This is a genomic window from Paraburkholderia sp. RAU6.4a (assembly GCF_050435625.1).
In the GTDB taxonomy this organism is placed as follows: domain Bacteria; phylum Pseudomonadota; class Gammaproteobacteria; order Burkholderiales; family Burkholderiaceae; genus Paraburkholderia; species Paraburkholderia tuberum.
The window spans coordinates 2,123,235-2,143,809 of sequence record NZ_JBNDKQ010000003.1 but is presented as its reverse complement, the minus strand read 5'-3'; the positions used below and the strand labels follow the sequence as shown (position 1 = coordinate 2,143,809).

General features: G+C 64.6%; 17 protein-coding genes. 4 read left to right on the top strand and 13 right to left on the bottom strand.

Annotated features, from left to right (window positions below; all coding sequences use genetic code 11):
- Positions 1-3: 3 nt before the first annotated feature.
- The 3 genes from OKW40_RS34470 to OKW40_RS34460 all read right to left on the bottom strand — a co-directional run bounded on the left by OKW40_RS34470 (position 4) and on the right by OKW40_RS34460 (position 5,783).
- Positions 4-2,250, bottom strand: a complete 2,247-nt coding sequence (locus OKW40_RS34470) for a peptidase M23 (protein ID WP_429493540.1) — start codon at positions 2,248-2,250, stop codon at positions 4-6.
- A gap of 6 nt (positions 2,251-2,256) precedes the next feature.
- The gene (locus OKW40_RS34465) at positions 2,257-4,629 is read right to left on the bottom strand and encodes a DUF2345 domain-containing protein (protein ID WP_429493539.1); all 2,373 of its coding nucleotides are present in this window, start codon (positions 4,627-4,629) and stop codon (positions 2,257-2,259) included.
- 830 nt (positions 4,630-5,459) lie between these two features.
- Entirely contained in the window at positions 5,460-5,783 is a 324-nt protein-coding gene (locus OKW40_RS34460; RefSeq protein WP_184060549.1) for a type II toxin-antitoxin system RelE/ParE family toxin, read from the bottom strand.
- A 263-nt stretch (positions 5,784-6,046) separates the two neighbouring features.
- On the opposite strand from OKW40_RS34460, the gene OKW40_RS34455 reads away from it, so the two are divergent.
- Positions 6,047-6,436 (top strand): DUF6232 family protein, encoded by a 390-nt coding sequence (locus OKW40_RS34455; protein WP_429352299.1) that lies wholly within the window; start codon positions 6,047-6,049, stop codon positions 6,434-6,436.
- A 113-nt stretch (positions 6,437-6,549) separates the two neighbouring features.
- On the opposite strand, the gene OKW40_RS34450 is transcribed toward OKW40_RS34455, so the two are convergent.
- Positions 6,550-9,003: a glycogen/starch/alpha-glucan phosphorylase gene (locus OKW40_RS34450; protein ID WP_187613623.1), complete on the bottom strand. Its 2,454-nt coding sequence runs from the start codon at positions 9,001-9,003 to the stop codon at positions 6,550-6,552.
- A gap of 778 nt (positions 9,004-9,781) precedes the next feature.
- Between OKW40_RS34450 and OKW40_RS34445 the strand changes: the two genes are divergently transcribed.
- On the top strand, positions 9,782-11,152 hold the full coding sequence (locus OKW40_RS34445) for an MFS transporter (protein WP_429354158.1): 1,371 nt from the start codon (positions 9,782-9,784) through the stop codon (positions 11,150-11,152).
- 141 nt (positions 11,153-11,293) lie between these two features.
- Here OKW40_RS34445 and ltaE read toward each other — a convergent pair whose 3' ends face one another.
- From ltaE to OKW40_RS34430, 3 genes are all read right to left on the bottom strand, one after another.
- Positions 11,294-12,301: a low-specificity L-threonine aldolase gene (gene ltaE / locus OKW40_RS34440; protein ID WP_429493538.1), complete on the bottom strand. Its 1,008-nt coding sequence runs from the start codon at positions 12,299-12,301 to the stop codon at positions 11,294-11,296.
- Positions 12,302-12,487: 186 nt separating this feature from the next.
- Positions 12,488-13,291: a peptidoglycan DD-metalloendopeptidase family protein gene (locus OKW40_RS34435; protein ID WP_184037114.1), complete on the bottom strand. Its 804-nt coding sequence runs from the start codon at positions 13,289-13,291 to the stop codon at positions 12,488-12,490.
- A gap of 149 nt (positions 13,292-13,440) precedes the next feature.
- Complete coding sequence (locus OKW40_RS34430) at positions 13,441-13,752, bottom strand: cupin domain-containing protein (protein WP_429493537.1); 312 nt, start codon at positions 13,750-13,752, stop codon at positions 13,441-13,443.
- 230 nt (positions 13,753-13,982) lie between these two features.
- On the opposite strand from OKW40_RS34430, the gene OKW40_RS34425 reads away from it, so the two are divergent.
- The gene (locus OKW40_RS34425) at positions 13,983-14,303 is read left to right on the top strand and encodes a hypothetical protein (protein WP_184060543.1); all 321 of its coding nucleotides are present in this window, start codon (positions 13,983-13,985) and stop codon (positions 14,301-14,303) included.
- Positions 14,304-14,456: 153 nt separating this feature from the next.
- Here OKW40_RS34425 and OKW40_RS34420 read toward each other — a convergent pair whose 3' ends face one another.
- The 6 genes from OKW40_RS34420 to OKW40_RS34395 form a co-directional block, all read right to left on the bottom strand.
- Complete coding sequence (locus OKW40_RS34420) at positions 14,457-14,792, bottom strand: DUF4148 domain-containing protein (RefSeq protein WP_429403521.1); 336 nt, start codon at positions 14,790-14,792, stop codon at positions 14,457-14,459.
- Between the two features lie 276 nt (positions 14,793-15,068).
- Positions 15,069-16,478 carry an NADP-dependent phosphogluconate dehydrogenase gene (gene gndA / locus OKW40_RS34415; protein ID WP_429403522.1) on the bottom strand — a complete coding sequence of 470 codons (1,410 nt, stop codon included), beginning with the start codon at positions 16,476-16,478 and terminating at the stop codon, positions 15,069-15,071.
- 268 nt (positions 16,479-16,746) lie between these two features.
- The gene (locus tag OKW40_RS34410; RefSeq protein WP_429493536.1) at positions 16,747-17,355 is read right to left on the bottom strand and encodes a DUF938 domain-containing protein; all 609 of its coding nucleotides are present in this window, start codon (positions 17,353-17,355) and stop codon (positions 16,747-16,749) included.
- A 55-nt stretch (positions 17,356-17,410) separates the two neighbouring features.
- Positions 17,411-18,280 (bottom strand): NAD-dependent protein deacetylase, encoded by an 870-nt coding sequence (locus OKW40_RS34405; protein WP_429493535.1) that lies wholly within the window; start codon positions 18,278-18,280, stop codon positions 17,411-17,413.
- A 29-nt stretch (positions 18,281-18,309) separates the two neighbouring features.
- Positions 18,310-18,585, bottom strand: a complete 276-nt coding sequence (locus tag OKW40_RS34400) for an oxidoreductase-like domain-containing protein (protein ID WP_090809369.1) — start codon at positions 18,583-18,585, stop codon at positions 18,310-18,312.
- A gap of 102 nt (positions 18,586-18,687) precedes the next feature.
- Positions 18,688-19,452, bottom strand: coding sequence for an SDR family oxidoreductase (locus tag OKW40_RS34395; RefSeq protein ID WP_187619826.1), 765 nt, complete (start codon positions 19,450-19,452; stop codon positions 18,688-18,690).
- A gap of 271 nt (positions 19,453-19,723) precedes the next feature.
- On the opposite strand from OKW40_RS34395, the gene OKW40_RS34390 reads away from it, so the two are divergent.
- Positions 19,724-20,557 (top strand): polysaccharide deacetylase family protein, encoded by an 834-nt coding sequence (locus OKW40_RS34390; RefSeq protein WP_429493534.1) that lies wholly within the window; start codon positions 19,724-19,726, stop codon positions 20,555-20,557.
- Positions 20,558-20,575: the final 18 nt, after the last annotated feature.

Genomic DNA, 20,575 nt, shown 5'->3' with positions numbered 1-20,575 from the left:
TCCTCACACTACGGGCTTGTAATCAGAATTCGCTACTGTTTCATCATTTAGTTCGTATAGTGCATTTTTGAACCCTTGTCTTCTCCAATCCACAGCCATGCCCGCTGGGTTTATGCATTTTGTAACCTGAAGCGTCGCATCATCGCCCGATCCTTGATCGGCCCAATAGTTAATACTGAGTTTGCCGAGGGGAACCAATTTCGCTTGATGCGTCACCGGGTCGTGAATGAGTTGCATTCGTTGCTTTGATGCCCAATACCAGCCTGACGCATCACACGTATTATAGGAATCAGTTATTAGCAACGAGCTGGTTGCATCCGTATTAAACACGCTGCCTCGATAGTTTCCGTAGTTCTCGTAGTTCGTCCTTCCGGTAATTTGAATTAATCCCCGGCCTTTGAATCGAATGCCATCGCCAACTAGTGTGTTGCCCAGCTTATCCCCTTCCGGGTGACCGGGCTCATACTTATTAAAATATGAAGGCGGCCCACCTTCAAGCATAAACTCCAGGCGACCTGTTTCCGCCGTTAACTGACCGAACAAATGAGCGAGGCGCAAACGACTGGACGATATTCCGTACTTCCTCGCAACGATAGAAAAATTTGGATGTAAATTTGCCGGTCGCCTATCCGTCGCGTTCGTAAGCCGTGCGATTACTTCTGATTTTGAGACGGCGACCACCTCGTGGTTATGGTCTCTGATCGTTTTGCGGATGCAGTGAGCCGTTTCTTCCTTGCTCAGCCACCCGCACTTCCTGAAATGCCGGATAAACGCGAGCGGATGGAAGAACCAGAGCTTCTCCCCGGCGGGCAACCCGGTCACATCCCAGAACTGGACTTCCTTGAGGTACTTGAGAAAATCGTCGTAACCCGTTTGGTTGCCGTGGTAGAACCCGCCCTCATCGAGCAGCTTCGTGTAGCGCGTCTCGTTGTTCTTGCTATCCCATTCGCTCGGCGCGTTGCAGATAAATCCGCGTAGTGCCTGACGCACCGGATCGTTCATCCTCACGTAGGTTGACAGCGCTTGCGCCCTCTGTGCCTCCGTCATGTCCTCTATCACCGGTAGCTCGCCGGTATCCCCCGCATCCTTGACAAGTTTCTTCAGTGCGTTGATATCGCACATCCCGTTACTATCGAATGGCGTGTTGGCGTCGCTGATCTTCTGCCAGCCCATGAACGACGGGAAATCCGCATCGGATAACTTCCTGATCTCCGCCTTGCTGATATCGATATACCCCTGCTTCCCCGCAGCGTAGGTCACCTGCACCCAGGTCTGCGGGTTTGGAGGCGGGGTCACGGCCGAGGACAGGACACGCCCGAAGCGCTGCATCTCGTACCCGTCGCTCGGGCAGGCATCGTAGAGCGCCGTCGCGCGATGGTAGAGATCGTATTCGTAGTCCTTTTCCTCGACGGGCTCCGGCGTCAGAAGCGTGCGCGAACCGTCCGTCGCGATGCTCCAGACGTTGGTGTACTTCGCCCCCTTGCTGAAGTACATCTCGACGACGAGTTGCAGCGCGTTTTTGTCCGTCTGCCCCGGCGTGAACCTGATCCCGTGCAGCTTGTTGCCCGCCCCGGTTCCAGGCGGCTGCGCGAAGAACTGCTGCCCGGCCGGAATCGTGTAATAGGTGTGGCCCCAGCAGTCCGGCGTTGTCGCCGTGGCCGGCGATGCCACGCCGAGCTGTGTATGCCCGAAATACGCCGTGAAATCGTCTGGCACCATGAAGATTTCGAGGTGCAGGTGCGTCACGCCCTGGTAGCGTCCGACAAACCCAAGGACATCCTTGCGCCTGACCTTCTGGCCACTGCCCTTCGCCGCAGGCGTGACCTGTCCTTTCCTGTCCACGCCGGAGGATTTTTGCAGGAACTCCGGCAACCGCGTCCCGTCGTGCCCGAATGACTGGTACTCCGCGAGCGGCAGCAGATGCATGTAGAGCGAATAGAACGTCAGCTTGCGACCGTCACCCGTTTCGGTCGAATGCCTGAGCAGGACGAAGCCTGCATTGCAGCTATAGGGATCCACCGCGTGCTGGCAGACCCGGTACGCCACCACCTCGCCATCGGTAATGGCGTAAACCTCGCCGTGCGTGTCCGGTGCCAGATGACTGCCGCAATGCCAGCGCCGGTCAGACGCGACCGGGTAGATGCCGCGCGCCAGTTCGAACTGGTCGACGGCGTCCATCATGGGATCCGGCTTCGAGCCATCGGTGGAGGTGATGCCCGCTTCGGGCAGAAAGGGAGGGCTGATGATCATCGCGTATTAGTCCGTGTGGGTATACCGGTCGTTAAGCTGCAGGTCGCTATTCGGCAGGAGGGGCAGCTTGGCCGGCACGTTGTCGGGGCCGACAAACGTGAACGAGGCGGCCTTGATGGTGTATGCGCCGGGGCAGTGGAACGTGATGTTGCCCGCCTCCATGACAACCGAGGCCCCGCCGCAGTTGAGCGTGATCTTCGACTTCGCCGACACCTGCACATCCGCACTTTCGCTGGCGACACGCAACTGCTTCTGCGCGAACAGATCCATGCCGTCAGTGAGCGCCGCCGCCGTAAACCTCCCCTTCGCCGCCGTGAGGCTGAGACCAAGCTTGTGCGCGCACAAGGAAATCAGCTCACCCGCCACCATGCGCAGTCGCTTCACGACGCTGACGTCCATGTCCTGGCCTGCCGTAACGATCACGTTCTGGCCCGCCGAGTGCTGCGCCGATTTCGGCGTCACGAACGCCATGCCGCCGGGGGCGCTCGCGAGCAGCCCCGCGTCGCGCAACTGGTTCAGCCCATCGAGGAGCGCCGCCTGCGTGGCCCGGTCGGCAGGGTCGGCCCCAGCCTGCGCCGTCGCCGCCGCAAGGTCCGTTACACGCTGCAATGCCGCCTTGAGTTGCGCGACGGCTGCGGGCATCTCAAGGTGCGGCGTATCGGCCCCGGCCGCCGCATCCGCCGAGAGGAACAGTCCCTTCGCCGCGCGCGTCGTGCCCCAGCCCTGGGTCGTCATTTCGGACCCTTCACCCCGCAGGAGCTTTTTACTGTTGAGCAGGTAACCGAGATTGACGGCCGACTGGCTGTACACCGTCGCGATCCGCGCGCTTTCCTTGCCCTGCAGATCGTTAAAAATGACCTCGGCCCCCAGCAGCGGCGAGCGCCAGATGGCATAGCTAAACAGCGACTGGTCTCCGCGCACCACGTCCGGGTGGGCGTAGTCGTGCATGGCCCCCGCTATGTAGATGCGGTCCACGTCGCGATTTTGGGCGTCGAGCAGGACCTCGGTCCCCGGCAGCAGGGGCGAGTGGAAGCCGCCCTGGTAGGACGATGACGGACGCAGCAGGCGCAGCTTCAGCAGCTTGTTGTCGGTGTTGCCCGTGCCCTGCAGGAACTTCGGCAGCACGCTATAACGCCCGTGGTCGTCCATGTCGCCGTAGGGGGCGGAGTCGCTCGTCGTGACCACGCCCACAGCGGGACCAGGCAGAAAACGCCAGTCCCGCTCAAAGTCAAACCTCGGCCGGTAGGTCAGGTTCGCCGGCATCGCCTTGAAGCGCGTATAGGCCGGCTTGGTGCGGCTGCCCTTCATCTTGAACGAAGTGATCACGAAGCCGTATTCGGCGCTCGGCATCTTCGCATTGGTGAGCTTCATTACCACGCCCGCCGCGATGCCCTTGGCGTCGGTCCTGCCCGCCAGCGTCGCCTGACGCGCGATCTGCCCGTCGCGCCGGGTCTGTGCGAACGTTTCGGCCTGCGCTGGCGTCAGATGGCCTTCGACGCTGCGACTGATCTGCCCGAACGACGAGCGGTCATCCGTCTCGCTGGAGACATTCGCCGTGGCGCGAAGGGAATCGTCCGGCGTGCAGTAGTTGCGCTCCCACAGTTCGATGGTGGCCGGCACCAGCGCGCGCTGCTCATGCACGGCCTGGGCCGCTTCGTGCCAGCTCGCGTGCAGGCCCGAGGCATCCAGCAGCGGCACGTCGACCGAGCGGATATAGGCGCGCGGATTGTTGGCGAACACGATGGTGTCGAGCTTGCCATCCTTGCCGCGTCCCTGCTTGTAGAACCAGAAAACGCCGAGGCGGCGGCAATGGCGGGCGATGAAATTCCAGAGCGACTCCTCCAGCATCACCACCTGCTCCATCTTCTCCTGCAGCCCTTCGATCTGGAATTCGACATCGAAGGCATCAAAATTCTTGCGGTCCACCAGCGCCTGGGTGATCAGCTCCTGCAAAGTCACATCTTTAAATGTGTCGCTTTTGATGATGCGTTTGCAGAGGGCCACAAAGCGCGGCTCGATGCGTATCTGGTAAGCCGACTCGTCGCGGCTCGTGCGGATGCGCTTCCAGCTCGTCACCACGCCGTTGAAGGTGGCGGCGTCGTGACTGACGGGCTGCACGTAGCTCACCGAGGGCACCGCCGCCTGCTCGTCGATCTGCAGGCCCGCGCGACGGCCCACATACTGCTTGCCGTCGATCTCCAGCCGTGGCGACGTAACCGTGACGTCGACGCGGTAGTCCTTGCAGAAGCCACCGCTGGCCTTGAAATCGAGCACGTCGAGGTCATGGGGCTGGGAGCCGATCCAGATCCTGAGGTGCTGGGTCAGGCGCGCGCTCGGATGGCTGAGCGCGGCGGTAAAGTTTTTCGTGACAGCATTCATCCACACATCCCTGTATGGTTAAAGAAACGAGGCACAGCTGTTGCGTCAGCAACCGTCAACCGAAAAAATCTAGGGCGGTACCCGCTGCCCGTCAATCACTCCACTCACCCTGTGCGAAATTGCCAACGATTTTGTGAATGATCGTTAAATCGGAATCCTTTGCTTTTTCGAGATGGAAATGCGTGATAAACGGGTGCAGCAACACCTAATGGCGAACGACGCATGCGAGTCGATCGCGCGCGGGAAACGGTCAGCCCTGCTGCTCGTGATAGCGCAGTGTGGTAGAGAGAAGCGTGGCGTCGCCGCGAGCGCGCGCCTCCAGAAGTTCGGCGATGCGCTCAATCATGGCCAGCATCTCCCCGCGCGTTTCGTTCGGGTCGGGTCGGGAGGCACATGATTTATCTGATGGACGCGCGTGACAACATATGCAGACACAATATGCAAAACGAATAAACGTCTGCTTCTCGCCGTGCAATTGAAAAAGACGGCATCAAGCCGCCTTCATTGGATTGCTGACAGAGCCAGTTAGTGCTTCGTCGTGGTCGTGCCAGGAGTCGCAAGTCTGTCCTGAACGCTTTGCGCCGCATCGGCCAGCAGGTCCGCCGCATCGCGGGGAGTAAGACGACGGTCCGGAATACCCTTCGCCTGCGCAAACGTCCCGAACACCTCTTCGGTATTTATGAAGGGCGCTTTTCAACAGCCTGTGTAAGCGGCCCGCCCAAGGCACCTTGAAATGAAGGGATCGTGAAGGCGACGATTGTGTCCAGGTCAATGCCGAGTGGCTGCTCGCGGGATCTGTGCCGTGCAAATGGCGTCAATGGAACTCGCTGTCATCGCTCAGCGAGCCACGCCGGGATATCCCGCTTTCCGTTGAGCACGCGCCATATCTCGACGTGATCCTTGCGCTCAATGTAGAAGATCAGATGCGGGTAGCGAGCAAGCGGCCACGCCCGCAGGCCCGGTATGTCCAGCTCATACCCGTAACGGGGAGACCCGATGTTGGAGCGGTTAGCGAGATGCGCGTATGCTTGCTCGATCTCCGCAATGAACGCGAGCGCTGCCTGTTCCGAGCCTTCGTCTACGAGGTGGTGGGTCAGCTCGTCTTCTACGTCTTGCTTGGCCAGTCGCGTTGGGATGACGGGCTTGGCCGTCATTTGCGCGAAGTACGCACTCGGGCGCGCAGCGATTCGAAGTAGGCGGCATCGGCCGGACCCACGAGGCTGCCGCAACCACTCTTTGACTCGCGCCGCCATATTTTAGTCAAAATCCCCCAACTGTTTTTTTAGTCATTGGAATCGCTCTCCCTTGCAACACGGGCCTGAGAGGGGATAGAAAAGTCCGTAACAAAAGTCCGTAACTTTAGAAATTTAAAGGAAGTCTGCTACGCTGCGCGCTTCACCACCCTCGCATTGAAACGATGGAAAGCCCTTTCAACGATCGCGGCGTGTCGGTCACGCGCAACGCCCTCTCATCCGCAGGTCAGGTCTTCCCGCTGCGCGATATCGTCGACGTGCAGGTCGTGACCGTGCAGAAGAACAAGGTCGTGCCGCTCGTGATCTCGGTGGCCGGGCTGCTCGGCGCAATCGTCGGGGGCTTGCTGCACTCGGCGTCGGGACTCGTATGCGGGGTGATGCTGATCGTGGTCGGTTGGCTTACCTGGGTGACCCAGGACATCACGCATCGGCTGATGGTCAAGACGGCCGACGGCGAGCGCGAAGCGCTGATGAGTACGGATCGCGAGTTCGTCGAACGCGTCGGCGAGGCAGTGCATCGGGCGAAGGCCGCGGCTGCCGCGCCGAAGGCTTGACGCGGGGCGACGATCGAACATGACGAAGCCGTGCGCGACGGATCAGCACCAGCCTCGCACGGCTTTCGATCTGCTTGCCCGCAAGCAACGACTACGTTGCCGTCATCTCGCGCTCAGTCGAGACTGAGCGGACTCACGCGCCAGATATTGCGCGCATACTCGCCGATCGTTCGATCCGACGAGAACTGCCCCATCCCCGCGACGTTCTCGATCGCGCTTTCGGCCCACGCGTGCTTGTCGACGAAACGCGCATCCACTTCGTTCTGCGCCTTCGCGAACGCGTCGAAATCGGCGAGCACCATATAGTGATCGCCCCAGTCGACCAGCGTGTGAAAGATATCCGAGAAGCGCAGCGGATCGTCCGGAGAAAAGAAGCCCGTGCGAATCTGATCGAGCGCGGTGCGCAGTGCTTCGTTTTCCTCGTAAATCCGCCGCGGCCGATAGCCGCTTGCGCGCAGGTCGTCCACCTCGTCGGCGGAGTGACCGAAGATGAAGATGTTCTCGCGCCCCACCGCGTCGCAGATCTCGATGTTCGCGCCGTCCATCGTGCCGATCGTCAATGCGCCATTGAGCGCGAGCTTCATGTTGCCGGTGCCCGACGCCTCGGTGCCGGCCATCGAGATCTGCTCCGACAGATCGGCCGCCGGAATGATCAGCTCGGCCACGCTGACGCCGTAGTTCGGCACGAACACGACCTTCAGCCTGTCGCCGATCAGCGGATCATGATTGACCTTCTCGCTGACGTCGCCGATCAGCTTGATGATCGTCTTGGCCATCCGGTACGCGGACGCGGCTTTGCCCGCGAACAGCACGACGCGCGGCACCCAGTCGCGCTCCGGATTCGCGCGAATCTCGTTGTAGCGTACGATCACGTGCAGCAAGTTCAGCAACTGGCGCTTGTATTCGTGAATGCGCTTGACCTGCAGATCGAACAGCGCGTCCGGATCGAAGTGCAGCTTCGTGTGATGCGCGAGCCGGTGCACGAGCCGCAGCTTGCTCTGTCGTTTGGCCTCGCGGAACGCTTCGACGAACTCGTCGTCCTTGCGCAGATTACGCAGCTGCTCGAGCTCGAACAGATTGCTGCGCCAGTGTGTGCCGATGCGCGCGTCGATCAGCGACGACAGCGACGGACTCGCCTGCGCGAGCCAGCGGCGCGGCGTGATGCCGTTGGTCACGTTGGTGAAGCGGTCCGGATAGATGCGCGCGAAGTCGGCGAAGATGTCGCGCGTCATCAGCTGCGAATGCAGCTTCGACACGCCGTTCACCTTGTGACTCGCGACGATCGCCAGATACGCCATGCGCACGCGCCGCTGCCCATATTCATCGACGAGCGAAATGCGGCGGATCATCTCGGCGTCGTGGCCCGAGTGCTCGCTGACGTGCTTCAGAAACTGTGCGTTGATTTCGAAGATGATCTCGAGATGCCGCGGCAGCAGGCGTGACAACATTTCGACATCCCATGTTTCGAGCGCCTCGGGCATCAGCGTGTGATTCGTGTACGAGAAGATCTGCGTCAAGTGTTTCCACGCCTTGTCCCACGGCACATGATGCTCGTCGACGAGCAGGCGCATCAGCTCGGGAATCGCGAGCACCGGGTGCGTGTCGTTCAGATGCACCGCGACCTTCTCCGAGAAGCGTCCGAACGTGCTGTGCGTGCGCTGATAGCGGCGGATCAGATCCTGCATCGTCGCCGACACGAAGAAGTACTCCTGGCGCAGCCGCAACTCGCGGCCCGCCGGCGTCGAATCGTCCGGATAGAGCAGCCGCGACACGTTCTCCGACATGTTCTTGGTGTCGACCGCGTTGCGGTAGTCGCCACGATTGAATGCGCCGAGGTCGAGTTCCTCGGTCGCGCGCGCGGACCATAGGCGCAGCGTGTTGGTCGCGTCGGTCGCGTAGCCGGGGATCACGGTGTCGTAGGCGGTCGCGTTCACATGCTCGGTGTCGATCCATTCGGTCTTGTCGCCGCGCTGCACGGTGCGGCCGCCGAAGTGCACCATGTACTTGATTTCGGGTCGCGGAAATTCCCATGGATTGCCGGCGCGCAGCCAATAGTCGGGCGCCTCGACCTGCTCGCCGTTGACGATTTCCTGACGGAACATGCCGTACTGGTAACGGATGCCGTAGCCGAAGCCCGGAATGCCGAGCGTCGCCATCGAGTCGAGAAAGCACGCCGCGAGCCGGCCGAGGCCGCCGTTGCCGAGCGCTGCGTCGGGTTCGAGATCGATCAGCGCGTCCATGTCGACGCCGAGGCTCGCGAGCGCCTCCTTCATCTGATCGTGAATGCCGAGCGCGAGTAGCGCGTTGGTAAAGGTCCTGCCGATCAGAAACTCCATCGACAGGTAGTAGACCCGCTTCACGTCCTGCTCGTATTGCAGGCGCGTGGTCTTCATCCAGCGCGCGACGAGCCGGTCGCGCACGGCCAGCGCGGCCGCGTGCAGCCAGTCGTGCGGGTGAGCGGTGACGGCGTCCTTGCCGACGCCGTACATCATGCGATTCGAAATTGAGCGCCGTAGCGCGTCGACGGTACTGTTGAGCTGGTCGAATTCCAGATCGACGGCTGTCATCGAAGCCTCCGGGAAGGTCGACGTGGCAAACGCGAACCGCACGAGAGACGGACGGGAGGCGCGTGCCTGTCGGAGCGGTTTAAAAAAATAGAGTAGGACATTTTAGGGATCGCGCACACTGGCGCGCGAGCGGACGGTAACGCATACGGCGTGCCCGGCGAGCTCGCCCGCTGCCGCGCGACCGAGCCGCGGCGGGCGCCCGGACGCGGTGCAAAACCGCGTGGCAGCGGCACTCGGGGTGGGCATCGGCGCGCGTGAGTCGGGTGACGAAAGCGGGTTGGGGAAGGCAAACGCCCGAAGCATCTGCGAGCCGCACATCGATTATTTTTCCGATGCGTGACGAGCGGATGAAGCCCCGAATAGCCTGATTTTGCGATCGAATCGGGCGGCCCGTTCTGCCGGGCGGTTCTGTCGTATGCGTGTTGGATTTGACACGGGGCGTGTACCGATTTGGAGATGGCGGGCGGGATTGGCGGTTAGTTGCGTTTCATTGAGATCAAAGCGCCTCGTCTTCAAGCCGCCTTCCGGTCCCTGCCCGCCTCCCTGCACGATCGTGCCGTCTCTGCAACAATCGCGACGTTGCGCCGCACAAGCCGCCACGCCGATCCCCCGTGGACCGACAGCGCGCGCCTCACCCACGACGAAACCGCCGCCCGAGCGCGTCGCCTCTCCGGAAGCGACCGACACCGGCATGCCCAACCCCGCGAGCCACGCCTTGTCCGATAAGCTCAGCCCCGCCGTCGGCGTCCCCACGCCGACTCTCCCCGCCGACGGCCCGATGTCGGCCGCCAACCGCCGCGCGATGGCCGCGATCATGCTCGCCGTCGCGCTCGCCACGCTCGATACCGCGATCGCCAACACCGCGCTGCCCGCGATCGCCGGCGACCTGCACGCGGCGCCGGCCGCCTCGGTCTGGATCATCAACGCATATCAGCTCGCGATGGTCGCGACGCTGCTGCCGCTCGCCGCGCTCGGCGACATCGTCGGACATCGGCGCATCTATATCGGCGGCATCGCGCTGTTCACGCTCAGCTCGCTCGGCTGTGCGATGGCGCCGACGCTGCCGCTGCTCGCCGCCGCGCGCATCGTGCAGGGCTTGGGCGCCAGCGCGATCATGAGCGTCAACACCGCGCTGATCCGCTATCTGTACCCGCCGCATCGGCTCGGTCGCGGGCTTGGCACCAATGCGCTGATCGTCGGTGTGTCGTTCGCGGTCGGGCCGACGGTGGCGTCGTTGATTCTGTCGGTCGCGACCTGGCCGTGGCTGTTCGCGGTCAACGTGCCGCTCGGTGTACTCGCGCTGAGCTTCGCGATGCCGGCGCTGCCGCATACCGCGCAGAGCCGACACCCGCTCGATCCGGTGGCGGCGCTGCTCAACGTGGTCACGTTCGCCGCGCTGATCTTCGCGCTCGGCGAGGCGGCGCAACGCGCGTCGCTGCAGATCGTGCTCAGCGCCGCGGCGCTCGCCGGCGTGTTCGGGCTGCTGCTGATCCGCCGCGAGGCCGGCCACCCCGCGCCTATGCTGCCTGTCGATCTGTTCAAGCGGCCGGTGTTCGCGCTGTCGGCGGTGACGGCCGTGTGCTCGTTCGCCGCGCAGGGCCTCGCGTTCGTGTCGCTGCCGTTCTATTTCGAGGACGTGCTGCTGCGCAGCCAGGTCGAAACCGGCTTCCTGATGACGCCGTGGCCCGTCGTGGTCGCGCTCGCCGCGCCGCTCGCGGGCGGCCTGTCGGACCGCTACCCGCCGGGGCTGCTCGGCGCGATCGGGCTCGCGGTGCTGTCGGCGGGAATGGCCTCGCTGGCGCTGCTGCCCGCCCATCCGCACGTGCTCGACATCGGCATCCGTATGGCGATCTGCGGCGCGGGTTTCGGCTTTTTCCAGTCACCGAACCTGAAGGCGCTGATGGCGAGCGCGCCGCCGGAGCGCAGCGGCGGCGCGAGCGGCATCGTGGCGACCGCGCGGCTGCTCGGACAGGCGACCGGCGCGGCGCTGGTCGCGCTGTGCTTCGGCATTGCCGGCCGCCAGCATGGGCCGACGCTCGCGCTCGGCCTCGGCGCGTTCTTCGCCGGCGCGGCGAGCCTGGCGAGCGGCTTGCGGCTGCTCGCGCCGTCGCATCGCGCGGGCGTGCAGGCGAAGGCGGCGGTCAAGTGAGAGATGCGCCGGACGGCGCGTGAGGCGGGGATGAAGCCTGAATGAAGCGTGCCTCGAACGAGCGCGCACGAGTTGGAGCCAGTGCGGGAAGACGAGGCGGCAACCACGCGAGCCGCCTCGCTTCCGACCCATGCGGCGCGATCAACGTGCCGCGAAATACCCCTTCACCGCGGCGATGAACGTGTCGATATCGTCGCGCGACACATCCATGTGCGTGACGAAGCGCGACGCATACAGCATCTGCGTGAGGATGCCGCGCTCCTTGAGCCACGCCTCGAGCGGCGCGCAATGCTGCTGCGGAAACTGCGCGAACACCATGTTCGTCGCGACCGACTGCACCTTCACCTGCTCCATCGTCTCCAGCCCCGCCGCCAGATGCGCGGCATTTGCGTGGTCGTCGGCGAGCCGCTCGACGTTGTGATCGAGCGCGTACAGGCACGCCGCCGCGAGCACGCCAGCCTGGCGCATGCCGCCGCCGAGCACCTTGCGCCAGCGATGCGCGACGTCGATCAGCGCGCGGCTGCCGACCAGCACCGAGCCGACCGGCGCGCCCAGTCCCTTCGAAAAACAGATCGACACCGAATCGAACGGCTCGGCCAGCGCCGCGACCGGCTTGCCCGCCGCGACCGCCGCGTTGAACACGCGCGCGCCGTCGAGGTGGGTCGCGAGGCCGCGCTCGCGCGCGAGCCGCGTCGCATCGGCGACGTACTGCGCCGGCAGCACCTTGCCGCCGATCGTGTTTTCCAGCGCGAGCAACCGCGTGCGCGCGAAGTGATCGTCGATCGGCTTGATCGCGGCGGCGATCTTGTCGAGCGGGATCGAGCCGTCGGCGGCGTTTTCGAGCGGTTGGGGCTGGATGCTGCCGAGCACGGCCGCGCCGCCGCCCTCGTATTTGTAGGTGTGCGCGAGCTGGCCGACGATGTATTCGTCGCCGCGCGCGCAGTGCGCCATCAACGCGGCGAGGTTGCTTTGCGTGCCGCTCGGGAAGAACAGCCCCGCTTCCTTGCCGGTGCGCTCGGCCAGCGTGGCCTGCAGACGCAGGACGGTGGGGTCGTCGCCCCAGACGTCGTCGCCGACTTCGGCCGCCGACATCGCCGCGAGCATCGGCGGAGTCGGACGGGTAACGGTATCGCTGCGCAAATCGATCATTGTGTGTCCCTGTGCGTCCATGAATGACAGCCTACGGCAACCGGCCGCCCGTGCATTCCGGAAGGAACGCGCGCGCCGGCAAACGAGCCATACAGTGTATTCAATTCAGACGACGCTGAAAATCGGCGCATCCCCGAGAAGCGCGCCGATCCGGCTGCGATGAGCCAACAGTCGCGACGGGGACGCTCAGCCGCCAGGCTTCGGCAACCACTGGAGCGGATCGACCGGCTGGCCGTTCTCGCGCACTTCGAACTGGATCGACGCGACGCCGCGGCTATCGACACCGACCTCGCCGATCGTCTGCCCTTGCGCCACCGCATCGCCTTCCTTGACGAGTAGCTGGCTGTTCTGGCCGTACGCGGTGATCAGCGAATCGTTGTGCTTGATGATGATGAGCGGGCCGTAGGCTTCGATGCCGGTGCCCGCGTACACCACGCGGCCGGTCGCCGCGGCCTTGACCGGATCACCGGGTTGGCCGCCGATCACGATGCCGTTGGATTTGCCCGGCGCGAACGCGCGCAGGATCGGTCCGCGCAATGGCCATTGCAGCACGCCCTGCTGTGGCACGGCGGCAGGGGCCGGCGCACCGGGTACGGCGCCCGGCGGCACGTTCGCCGTCGCGCCCGGCGCGGCTGGCGCACCCGGCGCCACCGCGACCGGCGGCGTGACCACGCTGCCCGAGGCCATCGGCGGTGAAACGCGCAGCACCTGGCCGGGCGCGACCGCCGCGTTGACCGGCAAGCCGTTCCAGGCCGCGATTTCCTGCGGCCTTCGTCCATAGGCCGAAGCGATGCCGGACAGCGTATCGCCCGGATTGACGCGATAGTAGCCGGCGGGCACCGGGACGGTCGCGAGGCTGGTCGTGCTCGACGGCGCGTTGCTGTAAAACGGCGTGCTTTCCCACGGCATCGTCGTGCAGCCGGCGATCGCCACGCCGAGCGCCGCCGCCATCAGCAGGCGGATCGCCGTCGGTTGCCATTGTTGTGTCATCTGCTTTTCCTCGACCTGTGTCTCAATCCGATTCAATCGACGCCGCAGCAATTGCCGTGCCGTCACGCTTGCACACGGTCGCGGTTGTCCGCTGCCGCCTGGATATCGTGCGCGACCGCCACACACGCGCCGTCAAACTGCCGTGTTCTTCAGACGCTGCCCTGCTTTTCGACGACGAGCACGCGTGCCGCGCCCAGCGGATGCGCGACATGCTCGGTGCCAACCGACGCATGGAACACGTCGCCGGTTTCGAGCACTGTCCTGCGTTCGACGCCGTCTTCGCGATAGCGCATTTCGACGCGGCCGTCGAGCACGGCGAATACCTCCTCGCCGTCGTTCACGTGCCACTTGTACGGCTGGTCGGTCCAATGCAGACGCGTGGTGACGCCGTTCATGTTCGCGATGTCGAGCGCGCCCCAGGCACGCGACGCGGTGAAGCTTCTGCTGCGGATGATCTTCATGGTCGATGAGCAATTGGCAAGCGCGCAAGCCCGGCGGGCGGCGCCGTGCGCCCACGGCGTCGGCGCTCGCGCGGCTGGCCCTATTATAGGTCGCGTGGCCCGCGCGTCTGGGCGAGCAAGCCGCCACGGTCGTTCCGTCCGATCATTGCAGGCGATCGACCATCGCCTATACTCAGTCAAGCCGCGCGGAGCAGCTCACGACAATGTTGGGATTCTGGGAGGAATCGAGGATGAACAAAGCCACCTTTCTGGCCGTGCAACTCAACGTCGACGATGTGGCGGCGTCTGCCGGCCTCGTCGAACTGCTGAACACGCATCTGATCTTCGCCGCCGAAGTTGCCGAGGCCGCCGATGCGCTCGTGCAACTGGCGAGCATCGCGGGACTGTCGAGCGGGGTCGAGGCGAGCGTCGAGCTGCCGGCGGTGGCGCTCGAACGGCTGCGCGAGGCGCTCGACAACCTGAGCGACTACGACGAATCGTGGCTGCTCGCGCTGGAGCCGAGCCGCGCGCTGTTCGATGACATCGGCCGGCGGCAGCGAACGCTGCATTGACGGGAACGTCGCAGCACGGCGCCGTAAACGACAAAACGCCATCCGATCGAACTGGATGGCGTTTTTTCTTGCCCGCCGCGTTCGCGCTGTTCCACGAAGCGGCGTCTACAGCGCACTACAACTACCCACTACATCTGCGGACTGCTACTGCGATTAGTTGCCGAAGTACACCGAGTCACGGTTGGCCTTCGCCGGGATGACAGCGTGGCCAGCTTGCGACGTGCCGGCGGCCGGAGCGCCGTAGCCACTGGTGTCTGCGGGGTTGGCCGCGATGGCCGTGCCGCGTTGCGCATCGACGCGTGCTTGCGCTGCCTGGATGTCGGCCGGGTAGTTCACGTCGCTGGCGCTCGGCTTGTAGCCGGCCTTTTCGAGTTGAATCAGTTCAGCGCGAACCTGAGCACGGGTCACCGGCTGACTCGCTTGAGCGAACGACGCGACCGGAACAACGAGGGCGGCGGCGATAGCAACAGCGGAAATCAGGGTCTTCATGATTAACCTCCAAAGGACTTGTTGTGTGGTGCGCTTCGGGTTTCTGCTTATCCCTCAGCGATTGAAAACAAGTTTAGAGGTGTCTCGATCTAGGGTAAACCCTTAAACCAGTGAAACTCTATTGCTGCCGTCGCAATAATCATTTGGCATTCTTTAAAGTCCGCGTTTAACCCGCGAGACATTTGGTAATAATGCGGCGTTTCCTTGTTGATCCAAACGGAGCAACGGCCCGGCGCGCCCTGTCACCATGGCGCGCCGGGCCGTTTTTTCAACCGCTCAGCTCCACTGCGCGTGGAAGCTGCCCGGCTTGTCGATGCGTTCGAACGTATGCGCGCCGAAGAAGTCGCGCTGCGCTTGCACGAGGTTCGCGGGCAGACGCTCCGAGCGGTAGGCGTCGAAATACGCGATCGCCGACGCGAATGCCGGCACCGGCACACCCGCGTTGACCGCGGCCACCACGACTTCGCGCAGCGCCGCCTGGTAGTTCTTCGCGATGTCGCGGAAGTACGGGTCGAGCAGCAGGTTCGCGAGCGCCTTGTCCTTCGAATAGGCGTCGGTGATCTTCTGCAGGAAGCGCGCGCGGATGATGCAGCCCGCGCGGAAAATCTTCGCGATCGTTCCGTAGTCGAGATCCCAGTTGTACTCTTCCGACGCGGCGCGCAACTGCGCGAAGCCCTGCGCGTACGAGATCACCTTGCTGAAGTACAACGCGCGGCGCACCGATTCGATGAACGCGTCCTTCGCGCCTTCGAGCGGCCTCGCCTGCGGACCTTCCAGCAGCTTGCTCGCGGCCACGCGCTGCGTCTTCAGCGACGACAGCACGCGCGCGAACACCGCCTCGGTGATCAGCGGCAACGGCGCGCCGAGGTCGAGCGCGTTCTGGCTGGTCCACTTGCCGGTGCCCTTCTGCGCGGCACGGTCGAGAATCACGTCGACGAGGTCCTTGCCGGTTTCGTCGTCCTTCTTGCCGAAGATCTTCGACGTGATTTCGATCAGATAGCTGTCGAGCTCGCCCTGGTTCCACTCGGTATAGACCTTGCCGAGTTCCTCGTTCGACAATCCGACGACCTGCTTCAACACCGCGTAGCTTTCGGCGATCAGCTGCATGTCGCCGTACTCGATGCCGTTGTGCACCATCTTCACGAAGTGGCCCGCGCCGTCCGGTCCCATGTACGCGACGCAGGGCTCGCCGTCCGGCGCCTTCGCGGCGATCTCGGTGAGGATCGGCGCAACGAGGTCGTACGCGTCGCGCGGGCCGCCCGGCATGATCGACGGGCCTTTCAGCGCGCCCTCCTCGCCGCCCGACACGCCGGTGCCGATGAAATGCAGACCCGCCTTCGCGAGTTCCTGGTTGCGGCGGATCGTGTCGGTGAAAGGCGTGTTGCCGCCGTCGATCAGGATGTCGCCTTTTTCGAGCAGCGGCTTGAGCGAGGCAATGGTCGCGTCGGTCGGCTCGCCGGCCTTGACCATCATCAGAATGCGGCGCGGCTTTTCGAGCGAGTCGACGAACTCTTCCAGCGTGAAAGCCGGCACCAGTTTGCGGTCCGGAAATTCGGCGATGAGTTCGTCGGTTTTCGCGCGGCTACGGTTGTAGACCGACACCGCGTGGCCGCGGCTCTCGATGTTGAGCGCCAGATTGCGGCCCATGACCGCCAGCCCCACCACGCCGATTGCCTGTTTGCCCATTTGAATTCTCCAGAGTCCAAAAAAATGTCGTGGCGCCGCGCCATGAGAACGGCGGGCGCGGCGTCGAGGGTGAAAGGATAAAAGAAATGCGCGCTTGCCGCTTGGGAGCGGGCAAGCACGCCAGTTGCTCGTGCTCCTGTCGTGCTCATGTTTGCGCGTGACGACAGGTATTGTGCGCGCGTCGGCGTTTGCGCGGCGGGTTCGGTTTGGGATCGGACCGAGGTTTGGCGCAAGGCGTGGACGAATGCGAGGCCCGTCGGTGCACCCGCTACCCTGCCCGCTTCGTGAACACCAGGCTGAAGTTGTTCGCGGGCATCGCGACCACCCGTTCGCAGGTGAGCCCCGCCGTGTCGCCGAGCGCGACGACCGCTTCCATATCGCGCACGCCCCATTCGGGATCGCGGCTCTTCAACCATTGATCGAACGCTTCGTTGCTCGGCGCCGTGTGCGCGCCGCCGCGCCGGTAAGGGCCGTATAGATAGAGCACGCCGCCGTCGACGAGGCGCCGCCCGGCGCCGTCGAAAAGTGCCTGCGCCGCGTTCCACGGCGAGATGTGGATCATGTTGATGCAGACGACGGCGTCGAGCGCATCGACGCCCCAGTCCGGCTGATGCACGTCGAGCGCGAGCGGCGCGCGCAGGTTCGCGAGCCCCGCCTGCGCGGTCCACGCGGCAATCGACTCGCGCGCCTGCGCATCGGCATCGCTCGGCTGCCAGTCGAGACCGGGCAGCGCGCCGGCGAAGCAGATCGCGTGCTCACCGGTGCCGCTCGCGATTTCGAGCACGCGGCCGCTCGCCGGCAGCGCCTCGCGCAGCACGGCGAGGATCGGTTCGCGATTGCGTTCGGCGGATGGCGAATGTTGCCGGGAGTCGGTCATGGTCGGCTCTGGTGTTCCTCAGGTCTTGACGGTGATCCACGGGATCCATTCATTCTCAATCGCCAGCCAGCAGACCGGCGAGCGCGCTCAAGGTATCGCCGCACGGCGCGGCCACCTTCAGCGACAGCAGCGGATCGGCGCGCGTGCGGCCGAGGTTGATCGCCGCGATCGGCTTGTCCTGGCGCTGCGCCCACACGCAGAAGCGGTAGCCGGAATACACCATCAGCGACGAGCCGGCCACGAGCACGGCGTCGGCCGCATCGAGCGCATGCGACGCCGCTTCGACGCGCGCCTTCGGCACGTTCTCGCCGAAGAACACCACCGACGGCTTCAGCAACCCGCCGCAGTTCGTGCATGCCGGCACGCGAAAACCGCCGAGATCGTGCCACTCGAGGTGCGCGTCGCCATCGGCGGCGGCTTCGGCCGTGACGTCGAGCAGAGCGGGGTTGTCGGCTTCGAGCGTCTGCTGGATCGCCGCGCGCGAGTGCTGCATGCCGCAGTCGAGACAACTGACGCCGTCGATGCCGCCATGCAGCTCGATCACGTCGCGGCTGCCCGCGCGCTGATGCAAGCCGTCGACGTTCTGCGTGACCAGCGTCGGCACGTGACCGGCCGCTTCGAGCCGCGCGAGCGCGACATGCGCGGCATTCGGCTGCGCGCGCGCGACGAGCGGCCAGCCGACCATGCTGCGCGCCCAGTAGCGCTGACGCATCGCCGGCGTGCCAAGGAACTCCTGCAGCGTGATCGGCGGCGAGCGCTTCCATGCGCCGTTGTCGTCCCGGTAGCCGGGGATGCCGGAGTCAGTGCTGATGCCCGCGCCGGTCAGCACGAACAGGCGCGGATGACGCTGCACGAAGCGATGCAGATCGTCGAGCGTGTGCGGATCGGTGAGAGATTCGGTCGGCGTGAGCTGAAGGTCGGTCATAACGGGGACGGTGGACGATCGTGCGCGAATCAGCGGCGAGGGCTCGGTTTGCCGCGCGTGGGTGTCGAGCGACGCGCGTCGGCTTGCGGTTTCGACTTCGCGCCCTGCGTGTCCGGTCGCCGCGCTGGCCGCGCTTTCTGCGCCTGCCGCTTGTGCCACGCAGCCAGCGCGAGCTCGTAGCGCTCCAGCGCTTCATCGTAGAGATCGAATACACACTGCGTGCAGCCGCTATGACAGCAGTCGTCGAGATCGGGCCGCACGGGCGGCTGCGGCGGCGGGTCGTCGCTGGGTGTGGCGCGGGGCACGGCGGCTTGCTTTGCGTGGAAAGACGGCGGAGCGCCCAGTATAAGTTGAACGCGCGCGCCCCGCTCCGCGCCCCGGCGTTGTGAGCCGGTGCTGCGCGCCGCTCAGCCGCGCCCGACGAACGGCATCTTGCTCGCCATGATCGTCATGAACTGCACGTTCGCCGACAGCGGCAGGCTCGCCATGTGCAGCACCGCGTCGGCGACGTGCTGCACGTCCATCAGCGGCTCGACCGCGATCTCGCCGTTCGCTTGCGGCACGCCGCGCGCCATTCGCGCGGCCATCTCGGTCCCCGCGTTGCCGATGTCGATCTGACCGCACACGATGTCGTATTTGCGGCCGTCGAGCGACACCGCCTTCGTGAGTCCGGTAATCGCGTGTTTGGTCGCCGTGTACGCGGCGCTGTTCGGACGCGGCGCATGCGCGGAGATCGAGCCGTTGTTGATGATGCGGCCACCGCGCGGGTTCTGCGTCTTCATCAGGCCGAACGCCGCGCGCGTGCACAGGAACACGCCGTTCAGATTGGTATCGACGATGGAACGCCATTCGTCGATGCTCACTTCGTCGAGATCGACGGGCGAGCCGTTGCGTCCCGCGTTGTTGAACAGCAGGTCAAGCCGGCCGAAGCGCGCGCGGATCGTGTCGAAAAGCGCGGCGACGCTGTCGGCGTCGGTCACGTCGCAGGCAACCGCGAGCGCGTCGCCGCGCAGCGCCCGCGCTTCCTGCGCGACCGCATCGAGCGCGGCCTGGCGGCGGCCGGCGAGCACCACGCTATAGCCGTGCTGCGCGAGCGTCAGTGCGCACGCGCGGCCGATGCCGCTGCCCGCGCCCGTCACCAGCGCCACTTTTCCGTTTCCTGTTTCCGACATCACGCATCTCCTGTTGTGTTGGGTAGCGACGCGAGCTTGTTGCGGCAATCGGTCCAATCGCCATCGACACGCGCGACTCTTTTCGCCCCGCACCATACAACAGCGAATCGGCGATCGCAAACCGCGCGACGTCTTTCAGCGCGCTTTCACCGGATACGTGGCCGCCGAACGGCACGTCGACGAGCGCAACAGTGGTATCGTTCGCGGCTGCGCATCGCGCAAGATTCACGGCCTTCCCGGGACGGAGGAAGGCGTACTGGAAGCACGTTCGATGAATGAATGCCCGAACCCGCCGCGCCGTTGGCCGCGTAGCCGCAACTCCGCACTGCTGAACGGCACGATCGGCTGGCACGTGATCGTGCTGATCGGCGTGGCTGTCGCACCGGCCGCATGGCCATGGTGGCTCGCCGCGATCGTCGCGAACCACGCGCTGTTCACGATCGCCGGACTATTGCCGCGCACCACCCTGCTCGGGCCCAACTGGACCCGCCTGCCCGCGAACCCGCGCAACGCGGATGCAATCGCGCTGACCATCGACGACGGTCCCGATCCCGTCGTCACGCCGCAAGTGCTCGATCTGCTCGACGCGTTCGACGTGCGCGCGACGTTCTTCTGCATCGGCGCGAAGGTGGAGCGTTATCCGCAACTCGCGCGCGAGATCGTCGCGCGTGGGCATGGGCTCGAAAATCACTCGCAGGTGCACGTGCATACGTTTTCGGTCACGTTTCCGCGCGCGTTGACGCGCGAGATCGCCGCCGCGCAACGCACGCTCGAAACCGTCAGCGGCGCGCGGCCGATGTTTTTCCGCGCGCCCGCCGGCCTGCGCAACCTCTTCCTGGAGCCGGTGCTGCGCAAGCTCGATCTGCGTCTCGCGGCCTGGACACGGCGCGGCTACGATACGCGCGAGCGTGACCCTCACGTGGTTGCGCGGCGGCTGCTCGATGGTCTCGCCGCGCGCGACATCCTGTTGCTGCACGATGGCAACGCCGCGCTGACGATCGAAGGCCAGCCGCTGATTCTCGCGGTGCTGCCGAGCGTGATCGAAGCGGCACGCGAGCGCCATCTGCGTTTCGTCACGCTGCACGAAGCGCGCGCCGATGCGTGACGGTGCGCGTGAAGTGAC